Source organism: Actinomadura sp. NEAU-AAG7, from assembly GCF_018603865.1.
GTDB lineage: Bacteria > Actinomycetota > Actinomycetes > Streptosporangiales > Streptosporangiaceae > Spirillospora > Spirillospora litoris.
Genome location: NZ_JAHFZY010000003.1, coordinates 424,063 through 439,691, shown reverse-complemented (window position 1 = coordinate 439,691; position 15,629 = coordinate 424,063). Strand labels below are relative to the sequence as shown.

Here is a 15,629-nt window from a genome sequence, read left to right as displayed (position 1 = left end):
GGGGCGGGGAAGCCGTTTCCGGACGGGACGGTCAGGGGACGCGATACCGCCTCCAGTCTACGGAGCGGCACACGTGGCCGTGCTGCCCGCCGCGTTCCCCGCCCCGTTTCCCGCCGCGGTTCCCCGCCGGGCTCCTACCGTGACGAGCGCGCCTTGTAGGCGGCGGTGCGGGCGGCCTTGGCGGTCGCCTTGTCGGGATGGTGGTCGCCCAGGGCCTCCAGCACGTCGGCCACGTCGTCGTGGTGGGTGCGCCACAGCTCGTCGATCATCACGAGCAGCTCCGGGCCGGGCGGCGCGTCGGCCAGCGCCGCCTCGACGGCGTCGGCGGGCTCGGCGGTCTCCAGCATCCCGGCGACGGTGTCGACGAACACCCACAGGTACTCCTCGCGGGCCAGCTCCCGGCCGGAGGGGTCGCCCGCCGCGTTCAGCCACAGCACGGCGTAGGGCGAGACCAGCGGGTGCTCGCGCGCGGCGCGGACCACCGGCGCGGCCTCCGGGCCGATCCGGTGCAGGACGGCGGCGGCGAGGTTGCGGGCGCCGGGGCCGCCCGTCCGCATGACGTCGAGGAGGTCGGCGGCGGCGTCCTTGGCGTCCCGGGAGGCCAGCCAGCCGGCGATCTCCTCGTCGGCGGTGTCGGGCCGGTGCCAGGTGAGGCCCTCGACCAGCCCGGCCGCCGACGCGTCCGCCAGGTCGCCGACGAGCGGCGCGGTGAACCCGTCGGCCAGCAGCAGCTCCCGGACGCCCCACACGCCGAGCGGCGTGAGCGCGCGGCCGCCGTCACCGGCGACCTCGACGATCCCCCACTCCTGCAGCGCGCCGAGCTCCAGCAGGAACGCGTCGGCGACCAGGCCGGACATGGCGTCCTCGTCGGAGAGGTCGTAGCTCTCCCCGACGTGCTCGCGCAGCGCCTGGAGCAGGTCGTGGGGAGAGGTCGGCTCCTCCTGCTCGTAGAGGTGGATCAGGACGCCGGTCATCTCGTTCTGGACGAGCTCCATCGCGTCCAGGCCGTCCTCGGGGTCGTGCTCGGGCACCACGACGGCGTCGAACAGCGGCAGCCAGGCGGCGAGCAGCGCGGCGTCGTCGGCCGACCGCAGGCCCTCCAGCGCGGGTCCCGGCCCGGCGGCGCCGTCCGCGACGGAGATCACCTCGGCCTCGACGGCGGCCCACCACAGCCGCTCCAGGGCCCCCTCGTCCTCGACCTGGGCGTACCCGCGCGTGAGCTTCATGCCGAGCGCGTCCCGGGCGGCCTCGGCGTCGGCCTCGGTGAGCTGGTCGTGCTCGGTGAGCGCCCGCCCGTCCGCCCACTCCGCGAGCGCGACGGCCCGCCCGGTCAGCTCCGACGCGCGGACGGCGGCGGCCAGCTCGCCCTCGGCCGGCAGCCGGACGGGCGGCACGACCAGCTCCTCGGTCTGCCGCAGGTACTCCTCGGTGCGGGCGTAGCGCTCGTCCTCGGGCAGCGCCTCGAACTCGGCCACCCACGCCTCGACGGCGCCCTGGTCGTCCAGCGGGACGCCGTCGGCGCGCATCAGCCCGGCGATGACCTCGGCCGCGACCTGCCGCTCGGCGGTGTCGGCGGCGGCGACGACCTCGGCGAAGGCCGGGGCGCTCCGCTCGATCTCCGCCGCCAGCTCGGCGGCGCGCGGGGCGGGCACCGCGCGGGTGTCGCGCAGGAACGCCACGAGGCGGCGCAGGGTGTCCAGGACGGCGGGGACCTCCTCCGCGCCCGCCACCACCGACTCGGGGAACACCTCCAGCAGCAGCTCGCGGACGCCCTCGGGGGTCAGCTCCTCGGGCGCGCCGAGCCCCATCTCCTCGCGGACGAGGTCGAGCAGCAGCCGGGCGCCCTGCTCGTCCAGCCCCCCGCCGTGCTCGTCCGCCCACAGCCGCAGTTCGCCCGCGGTCGTCTCCACCCAGTTGTCGGCCACCCGAGAACCCTATTGGTCATCACCGCCGGGCGCGCCCATCTTGGCCCGGGAGCCCGCCGGGCCCGGGACGGGCGCCGCCCGCCCCCCGTACTCGGCCGTCGGGACGACCATCGGGGTGCCGGTCACCGGGTCGGGCGCGATCACGCAGGAGAGCCCGAAGACCTCCGCGACCAGCGCCGCGTCGACGACGTCGGCGGGCGCGCCCTGGGCGACGACCCGGCCGTCGCGCATCGCGACGAGGTGGTCGGCGAAGCGGCACGCCTGGTTGACGTCGTGCAGCACGGCGATGATCGTCCGTCCCTCGTCGCGGAGCCGGGCGAGCAGCGCGAGGAGCTGGTACTGGTGAGTGATGTCGAGGTAGGTCGTGGGCTCGTCCAGCAGCAGGTAGGGGGTCTCCTGCGCGAGCACCATCGCCGTCCAGGCGCGCTGCCGCTGCCCGCCCGACAGGCTCTCGACGCGGCGGCCGGCGAGGTCGGCGACGCCCGCCGCCTCCATCGCGGCGGCGACGGCGCGCTCGTCCCCGGGCGACCAGGTCGACAGCAGCGACTGGTGCGGGTAGCGGCCGCGGGCGACGAGCTGCCGGACGAGGATGTTCTCGGGCGCGACGACGCCCTGCGGCAGGAACCCCACCTGCCGCGCGATGGCCTTCGGGCGGTAGCCGCGCACGTCCCGCCCGTCGAAGGCCACCTCCCCCTCCGAGGGCGCCAGGATCCGCGCGAAGGCGCGCAGCAGCGTCGACTTGCCGCACGCGTTCGCGCCGACGACGGCGGTGAACGCGCCGTCGGGGACGTCGAGGCTCAGCCGGGTCGACACGACGCGGTCGCCGTAGCCGAGCGTGATGTCGCGGGCGCTGAGGCGCCCCTTGGCGTCGCTCGTCATGGCGCTCGTCCGGCCTCTCTCGCGACCTCTCCGAGGAGCAGCAGGCACAGGTAGCCCCCGCCGAGCACCGTCGTCACGACCCCGACCGGGAGCTGGACGGGCGCGAGCACCGTCTGCGCCGCGAGGTCGGCGGCCAGCAGCAGCAGCGCGCCGGTCAGCGCGGCGGGCAGCGGCGGCGTCCCGGCCGCGCCGGTGATCCGGCGGCCGATCTGCGGGGCGACGAGCGCGACGAACACGATCGGCCCGGCGGCGGAGGTGACGCTCGCCGTGCAGCCCACCCCCGCCAGCACGGCCAGGAGCCGGAACCGCCCGAGGCCGAGCCCGGACGCGGCGGCGGCCTCGTCGCCGAGCGCCGCCTGCCGCATGCCCCGCGACAGCGCGGCCGTCAGCAGCGCCAGCGCGCCGATGACGAGGAACGCCGGGCGCAGCGCCGCCCACTCGGCGCCGTTGAGCGTGCCCGCCTGCCAGCCGGTGGCGGCGATCGCCACGTCCAGGTCGGCGCGCAGCACGATCCAGGAGTTCGCGGCGGTCAGCATGGCGTTCACGGCGACGCCGACGACCACGAGCCGCAGCCCGCTCACCCCAGACCGCAGCGACAGCGCGTAGACGGCGCCCGCCGTGCCCAGCCCGCCCGCGAGCGCGCCCAGCGCGAGGCCGGCCGCGGTGCCGCCGAACACGGTGATCGCGACGAGCACGCCGGTGTAGGCGCCCGCGTCGAGGCCGACGACGTCCGGGCTGCCGAGGGGGTTGCGGGTCAGGTTCTGGAACAGCGACCCCGCCAGGCCGAGGGCGGCGCCGAAGACGATCGCGGCGGCGACGCGCGGCAGCCGCCACTCCCGGACGACGAGCGCCGATCCGCCGCGTCCGAGCAGGCCCCGGACGACCTCGCCGGGCGGGTCCCACGCGTCGCCCCGGCACAGCGCGGCGAGCGCGAGCGCCGCGACCGCCGCGGCCAGCCCGAGCGAGACCGCCGCCGCGCGCCGCTCCACCAGCGCCGAGACCGGCCCCACCCGGAGGGTGACCGCGTCCGGCCCGGTCACAGGGCCACCGCCCCGTGCCGCCGGACGACCCAGATCAGCGCCGGGCCGCCGAGGAACGCCGTCACGATCGCGACCGGCACCTCGCCGGTCGGCAGCAGCAGCCGCGCGCCGATGTCGGCGGCGACGAGCAGCACCGACCCGAGCACCGCCGTGTAGGCCGCGAGCCACGGCAGCGACCCGGCCGCGAGCCGCCGGGCCAGGTGCGGGACGATCAGCCCGACGAACATGACCGGCCCCACCACGGCCGTCGCGGCGCCGGTCAGCAGCGTGACGAGGACGAGCACGGCGACCCGCGTCCGCCGGACCCGGGCCCCGAGCGCGTGCGCGACGCCGTCGCCCAGCATGAGCCCGCCGAGCGGGCGGGTCACCAGCGCCGTCCCGGCGAGCGCGAGGAGGATCGCGGCGAGCGGCAGGGCGAGCGGCGTCCGCTCGCGTCCGGCCAGCGACCCGACCGACCAGTACCGGTACTCGTCGAGCGCGTCGGGGTACACCAGCCGCAGCCCGAGCGTCAGCCCGGCCAGCACGGCGGTGAGCGCGACCCCGGCGAGCAGGAGCCGCAGCGGGAACGAGCGCCCGACCGCGTAGACCGCGGCCGCGGCGAGCGCCGACCCGGCGACCGCGAGCGCCATCCGCGCGGCCTGCGACCCGCTCAGCCCGGCCACGGTGCCGAGCGTGATCGCGAACGCGGCGCCCGCGGTGACGCCGAGGACGCCCGGCTCGGCGAGCGGGTTGCGGGTGAGGGTCTGGATCAGCGTCCCGGCGGTGGCGAGCGCCGCGCCCGCGCAGCAGGCCAGCACCGTCCGCGGCACCCGGACGTCGCGGACGATCGCCTCCAGGTCGGTCGCGGTGTGCCCGGTCAGCGCCGCCCACACCGTCCCCGGCGGGACGGACCGCGCCCCCACGCACAGGCTGGCGCCCGCGAGCACGGCCAGCGCGGCGACCGCGACCGCCAGCACCGCGAACCGCCGCCGAAGGTCAGTCGTCAAGATCGGCCACTCCGCGCTTCCAGTAGCCGGTGAACAGCGCGTCCATCCGCCCGCGGCTCCAGGCCCTCAGCGGCCGGATCGCGTCGGCCTCGCCCGCCGCGAACAGGAACGTCCGCCCGTCCGGCCGGGGCAGGTCGCGGACGGCGTCGGCGAGCGCGGGGGCCCCGTCCCCGCGCTCCAGCCAGGTGACGCCGACCCCGTACCGCCGGGCGAGCGGGTAGGCGTGGTCGGCGGCGTCCCCGGTCTCGACGACCGCGTGCGCCGAGACGTCCGCCGGGGCCTCCTCCAGCCAGCGCGCGAACGCGGGCAGCGCGGTGGCGTCGACCGCGAACAGGTAGTGGTCGTAGTTCTGGGCGAACGCCTTGGCGCCGGGCGGTCCGGCGATCGTCACCCGCTCCCCCACCGGGACGTCCTCCGCCCAGGCGGAGGCGAGCCCGCCGGGGTGCAGCACGAAGTCCAGGTCCAGCTCGCGCGCCCGCGCGTCGTAGCGCCGCACCGTGTACTTGCGGGTGGGCGGCAGCGGGTGGGGCCAGTGGAGTTCCTGGTGCTCGCCGGGGACGGGGGCGCGCAGCACGCCGTCCGCCTCCGGGAAGACGATCTTCACGTGGTCGTCGGCCTGGTAGGTGTGGAAGCCGTCGAGCCCGGGGCCGCCGAGGGTGAGGCGCAGCATGGCCGGCGTGAGCCGCTCGCGGCGCACGACCGCGGCCTCCCTGACCTCGATCGGGTAGCCGACGCGCGCCACGCCCGTCCCGGCGCGGTGGTGCTCGGCGACCCGCCCCCGCGGGTCGCCGCGGTCGGCCCTCACGGCGTCGCGAGCGGCGCGAGCGCCTGGTCGAGGGCGTCGAGGGCCTTGGCCGCGGACGGGTAGGTCGCCGCCTGCGTGTAGCGCAGCCCGATGGCGCGGCCCCTCTTCACCGCGGGCAGGTCCTTCCACATCCGCGACTCCAGCACGTACTCGACGGCCTGGCCGACCGTCCCGTCCGGCTCCAGCGTGTAGGTGATCGCGTCGGCCCCGCCGAGGCTCGTGGACACCTCCTCGATCGAGGGGTACTCCGAGACGCCCGCGCCGCCGCCCTTCTTGTCCTTGACCTCGCCGTAGTACCTGACGCCGACGTCCTCCGCGATGTTGGTGCCCCAGGACCCGGCGTACTCGCGCATGAAGGTCCCGGCGGCGACCTTGCCGTACCCGCCGACATGGCCGAACCTCAGCTTCGCCAGCGTGCCCCTGTACTTGGCCGCGACCTCCCCGGCCCGCTTCTCGTAGGCGGCCTTGGCCCTGGTGTAGCCGCCGAGGCTCCCCGCCGCGTCGGCCTGGCGCCGCGACAGGTCCCGCCAGTCCGACGGCGAGGACGGCCCGAGCACGACGACGGGCGCGATGGACTCCAGCCGCTTCATGTTCAGGTCGCCCAGCACCGGCTTCGGCACCCCGATGACGATCAGGTCGGGGTCGGCCCTGGCGATGGCCTCGTAGTTGGTCTCGGCCGCCATCTCGCCCGCGACCTTGGCGAGCCTGTCGTAGGACGCGCGGTCCGCCGGGCTCATCATCGGGATGCCGCGCTTCCAGCTGGAGATCCCCACCAGCGGCGCGCCCAGCTCGATGAGCACCGGCACGGCGTAGCCGGTCGCCACGACCCGCCGGGGCCGGGCGGGGATCTCGACCTCGCCGTTCTCGGCGTCGAAGACCCGCGTCCGGGACGAGCCGGATACGCCGGACGCCCCGTCCGAACCGCCGGACCCGCACGCGGACGCCAGGACGAGCGCGGCCGCGGCGGCCGCCGCGAGTCTCCAGGGCTTGGCAGAAGGCATGGTCGTCTTTCCTCGTCGTGCGTGGTGGGAGGGCTGGATGAGCTACTAAGGTAAGCCTTACTTAACCATCGCGATATCGCTGGGAGGACACCCTGTGTCGCTGACGCGTCATGGCGCCGCCGACCCGGAGACCTGCGAGGAGTTCGGCTACGGGCTCGGCGACCCCGGCGGCATCCTCGTCCTGCGGTACCGCTCGGCGGACGCGCTGGCCTTCGGCGAGGGCCGCCAGGACTTCCTGCACCAGCTCTACTGGTCCCCCGACGGGCCGCTCGCCACGACGCACGGCCCGGCCGTCCGGTTCGTCGGGGCGGGCGAGGCGTTCTGGGCGCGGCGCGCCACGAGCCACGAGGTGCGGGCCGGGGACCGGCAGACCGTCTACCGGATCTGCCTGCGCGAGGTGCCGCCCGCGCTCGGCGACCTGCGGTCGGGGCCGGTGCCGATCGACGCCGAGGCGGCCCGGCTCGTCACGGTGATCGCCCGCCGGGGCTGCGACGAGGCCGCCGCGCTGGAGGCCAGGCGCCGCATCATGGCGGGGATCGGCGCACCCCTGGCCGGAACGAGCGTGGCCGGGACGGACGCGGCCCCCGGAGCGGGGACCGGCTTCGCGCTCGCCGTCGCCCGCGCCCTCTCCCACGACCCCGCCGACCCCACCGGCCTCGACGAGTGGGCGCGGCGGCTCCGCGTCAGCGTCAAGACCCTCCAGCGCGACTTCGTCCGCGAGTTCGGCATGCCCTACACCCGGTGGCGGACGGCGCTGCGGCTGCGCGCCGCACGGGCCCTCCTGGACTCCCGCCCGGTGAGCACGGTCGCCCACCAGGTCGGCTACGCCAGCGCGTCCGCGTTCATCTCCGCGTTCGCCAAGGAGTACGGGTACACGCCCGGCCGCCACACCGCCGCGCGGCCCCGCGGGCCGGATCGGCCGGCCGGATCGGCCGGCTAGATCAGTTCGAGAGGGTCGACCTGGACGCGGACGGTCTCGGCCGCCTTGCGCGCGCTGCGCACCCCCTGGGCCTCCTTCAGCGCCCGCGCCAGCGCCTGCCCCGCCGCCCTCGGCACGCGGACCAGCGCGCGCTCCCGCTCCGGCCCGTCCCCCGCCCCCGCCTGCGGGACGGGCACCGGCCCGAGCACCTCCGCGCCGTCGGGCAGCCGCGCGTCGGCCAGCAGCTCCCGGATAGCCGCGGGGGACGCGGTCAGCGACGCCATCCGCGCCGCGGGCGGGAAGCCCACCTCGCGCCGCTCGGCCAGCTCCCGCTCCGCGTACGTCACCGGATCCCACCGGACGAGCGCCTGCACCGGCGGCAGCGACCCCTCGGCCGCCACGACCACCGGCGCGCCCGCGCGGACGAGCGAGGCCGCGTTCATCCAGCGGCGCAGCGCCTCCTCGCCGGCACGCAGGTCGGGACGGCCCAGGAGCACCCATCCGTCCAGCAGCAGGCCCGCCCGGTACCCGCCCTCGGCGGACGGCTCGGCGCCCGGCGTCGACACCACCAGCGCCCGCTCGGGCCCCACCCGGTCGAGGACCGCCTCCCGCCCCGACGTCCGCACCGGCACGCCCGGGAACGCCCGGCCCAGCTCCTCGGCCGTGCGCTTCGCGCCCACCACCACGGCGCGCACCTGGAAGAACCCGCACTCGGGGCAGTGCCAGTCGCCCGCGATGCGCCCGCACCACCGGCAGTAGGGGGCCGCGTGGGACGAGGACAGGGCCAGCGGCCCCTGGCACGCCGTGCACCGCGCCGGGCTCCGGCACCGCCCGCACGCGATGCCCGGCACGTAGCCGCGCCTGGGCACCTGCACCAGGACCGGCCCCTCCGCGAGCGCGCCCCGCGCCACCTCGAACGCCACGTTCGGCAGCCGGGCGGTGCGGGCGGCGGCGTCCCGGGCGAGCTGCGCGTCCTCCCCCACGTACCGGACGCGGGGCATCGCCTCCCGCACCCGCGCCCGGTCGGCGGCCAGCGCGTGCGCCCACCCGCTCTCGACGAGCCGCGTCGCGTCCGTGGTGCGGGTGAAGCCGCCGATCAGCGCGCCCGCGCCCGTCCGGTGGGCGCGCAGCGCGAGCACCTCGCGGGGGTGCGGGTAGGGCGCGTGCGGCTCGGCGTGGACGTCGTCGCCGTCGTCCCACAGGACGACCAGCCCCAGGTCGGCGACCGGCGCGAACATCGCCGCGCGGGTGCCGACCACCGCGCGGGCCCGTCCCCGCAGCACCGACAGCCACCTGCGGTACCGCTCGGCCGGGCCCAGCTCCGCCGTCAGCGCGACGTGCCGCCCCTCCCCCAGCTCGGCGGCCAGGGCGGCGTCCACACGGGCGACGTCGCGCCCGTCGGCGACCACGACCAACGCGCCGCGCCCGCCCGCCAGCGCCGCCGCGACGGCCCGCGCGATGGCCGGGGCCCATCCGTCGCCGGGCAGGGCCGTCCAGACCGCCCGGGGCGCCCTCCCCGCCTCCAGCGCGCCCAGGAACGACGCGCCCGCCGGATACTCCGCCCACCCGCCGGCCTCGGCGGCGTCCGCCTCCTCCGGCTCGCCTCCGGGAGCCGGCCCGCCCTCGGCCGCCGGCCCGTCCTCGGGCACCGGCTCGGCCTCGGGCACCGGCTCGGCCTCCACCCGGGCGTGCCGGGGCGGGACGGCCAGCCGGACCACGTCGGCGAACGTCCCCGCGTAGCGGACCGCCACCTCCCGGGCCAGCGCCGCGATCTCCGGGGTCAGCACGGGCTCGGAGGAGGTGACCCGCTCCAGGTAGGCCAGGCGGCCCTCGTGGTCGCTCTCGGCGACGCGCTCCAGCAGGAATCCGTCCACGAGCTGCCCGGCGAACCGCACCCGCACCCGGCACCCGGCCACGGCCTTGGCGGCCAGCTCGGCCGGCACCAGGTAGTCGAACGGGCGGTCCAGGTGCGGCAGCGACATGTCGACGGCCACGCGCGCGACCGGAAGATCGTCGGCCGGACGGCGCGCACCCTTCTTCGCGCCCCTGCGCCCGCCCGCCCCCGCCTTCCCGCCCGCGCCGGACGCCCGCCCCGCCCCGCCCGCCGGAGCCCCGGGAAGGTCGTCCAGGCCCGGGATCAGGTCCGCGCCCCCGCCGTCCTTGGTCACGTCCCCGTCCTACCAGATCAACCCGACAGTCACCGCCGCACGCTAGGGTGAGTGGTCCCTTCGAACGGGGCGGGTGTCGCCGGGAGACCGCCCGGCGCCCGCCGGCCCCCTCGCCGCCCGACGAGCTCCGTAGGCGATGTGACAGCAGCGCATACCCCAGAACGGACGGACGCGCCGCCCCGGGAGGGGCCGCAGCGCCGCTCCCCGAGGTCCACGGCACTCACCGCCCTCGCCGACTGGCGCCGGTGGACGAACCCGCGCCATCCCGTGGTGGCGGCCACCGTCGCCTCCGCCGTCATGCACCTGCTGTGGGCGCTGTACCTCGCGACCGAGGGCGGCGACCTCGCCGCCCAGGCCGCCTGGACCGACTTCGCCTGGAAGCACCCCGACACCGCCTACAGCTTCGCCTGGTACGGCGGGATGCACCCGGCGTCCTACAGCGTCCTGTCGCCCTACCTGATGGCCGTGTTCGGCATCCGGACCGTCGCGGTGGTGACCGGCACCCTGTCGGCCACGCTGACCGCCTACCTGCTGCGGCGCTTCCGCACGCCGGTCGCGCTGCCCGCGAGCCTGTGGGCGGCGTTCGCGCTGGTCTGCAACTCCGCCTCGGGGCGCGTCACCTTCGGGCTCGGCCTGCTGTTCGCGCTCGCCGCGACGATCGTCGTCTTCACCGAGTACGGCACCCCGGCGCTGCGCGCGGCGGCCATGGTCGGGCTCGGCCTGCTGGCCACGCTGTCCAGCCCCGTCGCCGGGCTGTTCCTGATGGTGCTGGCCGCCGCGCTGATCCTCACCGGGCGGCGGCGCGCCGGGATCTGCCTGGCCGCCGGGCCCCCGCTGGTCGTCGGCACGACCAGCCTGCTGTTCCCCTTCAGCGGCGTCCAGCCGATCTCGCTCGACGCGATCGTGCTGCCCGCCATCGCCAGCGTCGTCGCGGTGCTGCTGTGCGCGCCCCGCGAGTGGAAGATCGTGCGGATCGGCGCGGCCGTCTACCTCGCCGGGATCACGCTGACCTGGCTCATCCCCTCGCCGGTCGGCAGCAACGTCGAGCGGCTCTCGCTGCTGTTCGGCGGCATGTTCCTGCTGCCCGCGGTCGCGCGCGCCCACGGCCGGGCGCGGATCGCGGTGCTGTCGGCGGCGTTCATCGTCACCGCGTCCTGGCAGGTCGTGAAGCCCGTCGACGACGTGATCCACACCGAGCCGGCGGACGCCGCCGCGCGGCACGCCCGCGGCCTCATCGACGAGATGAAGGCGCTCGGCGCCGACGACACCCGCATCGAGGTCGTGCCGCTGCGCTCGCACTGGGAGGCGTCGGGGCTGAGCCGCCACTTCATCCTCGCCCGCGGCTGGAACCGGCAGGTCGACGCCGAGCGCCACGCGCTGTTCTACGAGGAGGGCGCGCTCACCGCCGCGTCCTACCGCGACTGGCTGCACAAATGGGCGGTGCACTACGTCGTCCTGCCCACCCAGGAGACCGACTGGTCCGCGCAGGACGAGGCCGACCTCGTCGAGGCGGGCCAGCCCTACCTGACCGAGGTGTGGAGCGACGAGCACTGGCGGATCTTCCGCGTCTCGCGCCCGACGCCGCTGGTGGACGCCCCGGCGAAGGTGAGGCGCGTCAACTCCGGCCAGCTCGTCGTCGACGCGCCCGCCGCCGGATCGACGCTGGTGCGCGTCTCCTGGTCGCCCTGGCTCAGCGTCACCGGCGGGGGCGGCGGCTGCCTGGCCCGCGCGGGCGAGTTCGTCCGGATGGACGTCAAGGCCCCCGGCCGCTACACCATCGCCGCCCGGTACGGCCTGCACCGCGGCAACCACTGCCCGAGCTGACACGCGGACACAGGGAAGGGCCCCGGGGACGTCGTCCCCGGGGCCCTTCCCCGTCGCGGTTACAGGCCGGCGGCGCTGGCCAGGTCCTTGGCGCGGTCGGTCGACTCCCAGGAGAAGTCGGGCTCCGGCCGGCCGAAGTGACCGTAGGCGGCGGTCTGCTGGTAGATCGGGCGGAGCAGGTCGAGGTCGCGGACGATCGCGGCCGGACGCAGGTCGAACACCTCGGGCACGGCGGCCTGGATGCGCGCGGCCGGGACCTTCTCCGTGCCGAAGGTCTCCACGAACACCCCGACCGGGTGCGCCTTGCCGATCGCGTAGGCGACCTGCACCTCGGCGCGGTCGGCGAGGCCCGCGGCGACGATGTTCTTGGCGACCCACCGCATCGCGTACGCGGCGGACCGGTCGACCTTGGACGGGTCCTTGCCGGAGAACGCGCCGCCGCCGTGCCGGGCCATGCCGCCGTAGGTGTCAACGATGATCTTGCGGCCGGTGAGGCCCGCGTCGCCCATCGGCCCGCCGATCTCGAACCGGCCGGTGGGGTTGACCAGCAGCCGGTAGCCGGAGGTGTCTAGGTCGAACGCGGCGAGCACCGGGTCGACGACGTGCTCCTTGACGTCGGGGGTGAGCAGTTCCTTCAGGTCGATGTCGGGCGCGTGCTGCGAGGACACCACGACGGTGTCGAGGCGGACGGCGCGGTCGCCGTCGTACTCGATCGTGACCTGGGTCTTGCCGTCGGGGCGCAGGTAGGGGACGTCGCCGCTCTTGCGGACGTGCGAGAGCCGCTGCGCGAGCCGGTGCGCGATCGTGATCGGCAGCGGCATCAGCTCGGGCGTCTCGCTCGTGGCGTAGCCGAACATCAGGCCCTGGTCGCCCGCGCCCTGCCGGTCGAGGTCGTCGACGCCCTCGCCCTCGCGGGTCTCGTAGGCGTCGTCGACGCCCTGCGCGATGTCGGGCGACTGCGCCCCGATGGACACCGACACGCCGCAGGAGTGCCCGTCGAAGCCCTTCTTGGACGAGTCGTAGCCGATCTCAAGGATCTTCTCCCGGATCACGCCGGGGAGGTCGACATAGGTCTCGGTGGTGACCTCACCGGCCACATGCACCTGACCGGTCGTGATCATCGTCTCGACGGCGACCCGGCTGCGCGGGTCGTCCTTGAGCATCGAGTCGAGGATCGCGTCGCTGATCTGGTCCGCGATCTTGTCCGGGTGGCCTTCGGTGACGGACTCGGAGGTGAACAGGCGGCGAGACACGTACGTGAGCTCCTTGCAGCGGCTGCTGACTGACGTCGCAGGACGGATTGTTTGTCGTGCCCGGTGGCGGGACGCCGCCCCTCCACCGGTTCCCCTTGGATGATGAGGGCGAGTCTAGCGGGATCGGCTGGAGGCGCCCTAAAGCCGCGATGCAGGCCCGCTCGGCCGCTCACCCGGGCGCCGCGGGCTTCAGGCGGGCGGCGACGAGGTCCCAGACGACGTCGGCGAGGGCCTCCTTGGCCCCGCGCGGCACCTCGGTCTCGGAGCCGTCGGCGCCGAGCACGACCGCCGCGTTGTCGGGGCGCCCGAAGGCGAGGTCCTCGCCGACCTGGTTGACGACGAGGAGGTCGCTGCCCTTGCGGGCGAGCTTGGCGCGGCCGTTGGCGAGCACGTCGTCGGTCTCGGCGGCGAACCCGACGATCACCTGCTCGGGGCGCCGCGTCCGGCCGAGCTCGGCGAGGATGTCGGCGTTCTGCGCCAGCGCGATGGGCTCGGGGCCCGCACCCTCGGTCTTCTTGATCTTGGAGTCCCGGTAGCCGGCGGGCCGGAAGTCGGCGACGGCGGCGGCCATGACGACCGCGTCGGCCTCCTCCGCCGCCGCGAGGACCGCCGCGCGCAACTGCTCGGCCGACCCCACCGGGACGACCCGCGCGCCAGCCGGGTCGGGCAGTGCGACGTTGGCCGCCACCAGCGTCACGCGGGCGCCGCGGGCGACCGCCGTCCGCGCCAGCGCGTACCCCTGGAGCCCGGACGAGCGGTTGCCGATGAAGCGGACCGGGTCGATCGGCTCGCGGGTGCCGCCCGCCGACACCACGACGTGCCGCCCCGCGAGGTCGGCGTCGCCCGCGCCCCGCGCGAGGACGCGCCGGGCGACCTCGAACAGCTCGCCCGGGTCGGGCAGCCGGCCGGGGCCGGTGTCCTTGCCGGTCAGCCGCCCGGACGCGGGCTCGACGACGACCGCGCCGCGCGAGCGCAGCGTCTCGACGTTCGCGCGGGTCGCGGGGTGCTCCCACATCTCGGTGTGCATCGCGGGCGCGAACACGACCGGGCAGTGCGCGGTGAGCAGCGTGTTCGTGAGCAGGTCGTCGGCGAGGCCGTGCGCGGCCCTGGCGAGCAGGTCGGCGGTGGCCGGCGCCACGAGCACCAGGTCGGCGTCCTGCCCCAGCCGCACGTGCGGCACGGCGGGGACGTCGTCCCACACCTGCGCGGAGACCGGGTGCCCCGACAGGGCGGCCCAGGTGGGCTCGCCGACGAACCGGAGCGCGTCGGCGGTCGGCACGACCCGGACGTCGTGCCCCGACTCGGTGAGCCGCCGGAGCAGCTCGCACACCTTGTACGCGGCGATGCCGGCGCCCACGCCCAACACGACACGCGGCTTACGGGAGGTCATGCGCTCAACTTTCCCATCAGGCGACCGACCCGTGGCACGGCGGGCCCGGTGGGGCGGACTCAGCCCTCGATGGGCTCGGCGTTCAGGAGGCCCTCGCGGGTCTCGCGCAGGGCGATGGAGAGGGGCTTCTCCTGCACCTGCGTCTCGACGAGCGGGCCGACGTACTCCAGCAGGCCCTCGCCCAGCTGGGCGTAGTAGGCGTTGATCTGGCGCGCGCGCTTGGCCGCGATGCTCACGAGGCCGTACTTGGTGTCGACGACCTCCAGGAGCTCGTCGATCGAGGGGTTGGTGATGCCCTCATTGCTGGCTGCCACTCGGTGGCCTTCCCTAGGTTCGGCTTCTAGCGATCAGCCATCAAGGCTAGCAGCTCGGCGCACACGTCCTGGACGGCGGTGTTGACGAGCGTCACGTCGAACTCCTGCTCGGCGGCCAGCTCCACGCGGGCGGCGTCGAGCCGGCGTTCGATCACCTCGGGGGGCTCGGTGCCCCGGCCCGTGAGCCGGCGGACGAGCTCCTCCCACGAGGGCGGGGCGAGAAACACCAGCCGGGACTCCGGCATCGCCTGGCGGACCTGCCGGGCGCCCTGGAGGTCGATCTCCAGGAGCACCGGCTCGCCGCGCGCCAGCCGTTCCTCGACGGGGCCGCGGGGGGTGCCGTAGCGGTTGCCCGCGAACTCCGCCCATTCGAGCAGCTCCCCCTCGGCGACGAGCCGGTCGAAGCCGGCGTCGTCGACGAAGAAGTACTGCACGCCGTGGGTCTCACCCGGCCGGGGGGACCGGGTGGTCACCGAGACCGACAGCCACACCCGGGGGTGTGAGCGCCGGATCTCGGCGACGACCGTGCTCTTGCCGACGCCTGACGGCCCGGAGAGGACCGTCAGCCGCCGGAGGAGCGGGCCATGCGGCATGGAGCCGTCCGGCGCAGGAATGGGTGCGCCGGAGCCGGACGGGATGGAGCCGGCCAGGGGGAGCCCCGAGCCGGCCGCGGCGGTCACGCCGCCGCGCCCGACCGTGAGTCGCGTGTCAGCGGTTCGCACTTCCGCCGAACTCACGCTCCAGGGAGGCGCGCTGGTTCGCGCCGAGGCCCCGCACGCGGCGGGACTCGGCGATACCCAGACGCTCCATGATCTGCTTCGCACGGACCTTGCCCACGCCGGGAAGTGATTCCAGGAGGGCCGAGACCTTCATCTTTCCGATGACGTCATCGGACTGACCCTCCTTGAGAACCTCCGCGAGAGAGGTTCCCCCGTGCTTGAGCTTGTTCTTAACCTCGGCCCGCTCCTTGCGCGCCTTGGCAGCCTTCTCCAGGGCTGCGGCGCGCTGTTCGGGGGTTAGGGGCGGAAGAGCCACGCCGGGTCACCTCAGGTTTCCACTCGATGGAGTCGGACGGGTTGGGAAACTAGCGAGTTCACGCCCCATAAGGCAACGTGAAGTGCCGTT

14 protein-coding genes are annotated in these 15,629 nt (G+C 75.7%); 2 read left to right on the top strand and 12 right to left on the bottom strand.

Translation table 11 applies throughout. The features are described from left to right. Window positions 1–134: 134 nt before the first annotated feature. Genes KLI87_RS16625 through KLI87_RS16600 form a run of 6 tightly spaced genes read right to left on the bottom strand, consistent with a single transcriptional unit; the run spans window position 135 to window position 6,636 of the window. Window positions 135–1,925 (bottom strand): hypothetical protein, encoded by a 1,791-nt coding sequence (locus tag KLI87_RS16625; RefSeq protein WP_156220992.1) that lies wholly within the window; start codon window positions 1,923–1,925, stop codon window positions 135–137. A 9-nt stretch (window positions 1,926–1,934) separates the two neighbouring features. Then, window positions 1,935–2,804, bottom strand: a complete 870-nt coding sequence (locus KLI87_RS16620) for an ABC transporter ATP-binding protein (protein ID WP_214617774.1) — start codon at window positions 2,802–2,804, stop codon at window positions 1,935–1,937. Beyond that, entirely contained in the window at window positions 2,801–3,844 is a 1,044-nt protein-coding gene (locus tag KLI87_RS16615; protein WP_214617773.1) for an iron chelate uptake ABC transporter family permease subunit, read from the bottom strand. Before KLI87_RS16615 ends, KLI87_RS16620 begins: the two co-directional genes overlap by 4 nt. Then, window positions 3,841–4,830: an iron ABC transporter permease gene (locus KLI87_RS16610; protein ID WP_250903915.1), complete on the bottom strand. Its 990-nt coding sequence runs from the start codon at window positions 4,828–4,830 to the stop codon at window positions 3,841–3,843. Before KLI87_RS16610 ends, KLI87_RS16615 begins: the two co-directional genes overlap by 4 nt. Further along, entirely contained in the window at window positions 4,820–5,635 is an 816-nt protein-coding gene (locus KLI87_RS41545; RefSeq protein ID WP_214617772.1) for a siderophore-interacting protein, read from the bottom strand. Before KLI87_RS41545 ends, KLI87_RS16610 begins: the two co-directional genes overlap by 11 nt. Then, complete coding sequence (locus KLI87_RS16600; RefSeq protein WP_214617771.1) at window positions 5,632–6,636, bottom strand: ABC transporter substrate-binding protein; 1,005 nt, start codon at window positions 6,634–6,636, stop codon at window positions 5,632–5,634. The genes KLI87_RS41545 and KLI87_RS16600 overlap by 4 nt, the downstream gene beginning before the upstream one ends. A 94-nt stretch (window positions 6,637–6,730) precedes the next feature. Here KLI87_RS16600 and KLI87_RS16595 point away from each other — a divergent pair, with 94 nt between their 5' ends. Then, a complete protein-coding gene (locus KLI87_RS16595; protein WP_214617770.1) occupies window positions 6,731–7,576 on the top strand; it encodes an AraC family transcriptional regulator in 846 nt (281 codons plus the stop codon). On the opposite strand, the gene KLI87_RS16590 is transcribed toward KLI87_RS16595, so the two are convergent. Further along, window positions 7,573–9,723, bottom strand: coding sequence for a primosomal protein N' (locus tag KLI87_RS16590; protein WP_214617769.1), 2,151 nt, complete (start codon window positions 9,721–9,723; stop codon window positions 7,573–7,575). The genes KLI87_RS16595 and KLI87_RS16590 overlap by 4 nt on opposite strands. A 138-nt stretch (window positions 9,724–9,861) precedes the next feature. Here KLI87_RS16590 and KLI87_RS16585 point away from each other — a divergent pair, with 138 nt between their 5' ends. Next, entirely contained in the window at window positions 9,862–11,547 is a 1,686-nt protein-coding gene (locus tag KLI87_RS16585) for an MFS transporter (protein WP_308166040.1), read from the top strand. A 59-nt stretch (window positions 11,548–11,606) separates the two neighbouring features. On the opposite strand, the gene metK is transcribed toward KLI87_RS16585, so the two are convergent. From metK to mihF, 5 genes are all read right to left on the bottom strand, one after another. Continuing rightward, window positions 11,607–12,800 carry a methionine adenosyltransferase gene (metK, locus tag KLI87_RS16580; RefSeq protein ID WP_214617768.1) on the bottom strand — a complete coding sequence of 398 codons (1,194 nt, stop codon included), beginning with the start codon at window positions 12,798–12,800 and terminating at the stop codon, window positions 11,607–11,609. Window positions 12,801–12,969: 169 nt separating this feature from the next. Next, window positions 12,970–14,190 (bottom strand): bifunctional phosphopantothenoylcysteine decarboxylase/phosphopantothenate--cysteine ligase CoaBC, encoded by a 1,221-nt coding sequence (gene coaBC, locus KLI87_RS16575; RefSeq protein ID WP_214617767.1) that lies wholly within the window; start codon window positions 14,188–14,190, stop codon window positions 12,970–12,972. A gap of 59 nt (window positions 14,191–14,249) precedes the next feature. Continuing rightward, window positions 14,250–14,504 (bottom strand): DNA-directed RNA polymerase subunit omega, encoded by a 255-nt coding sequence (gene rpoZ / locus KLI87_RS16570; protein WP_021597645.1) that lies wholly within the window; start codon window positions 14,502–14,504, stop codon window positions 14,250–14,252. Window positions 14,505–14,530: 26 nt separating this feature from the next. Next, window positions 14,531–15,097: a guanylate kinase gene (gene gmk / locus KLI87_RS16565; protein WP_156220996.1), complete on the bottom strand. Its 567-nt coding sequence runs from the start codon at window positions 15,095–15,097 to the stop codon at window positions 14,531–14,533. Between the two features lie 115 nt (window positions 15,098–15,212). Further along, a complete protein-coding gene (gene mihF / locus KLI87_RS16560) occupies window positions 15,213–15,539 on the bottom strand; it encodes an integration host factor, actinobacterial type (protein WP_021597647.1) in 327 nt (108 codons plus the stop codon). Window positions 15,540–15,629: the final 90 nt, after the last annotated feature.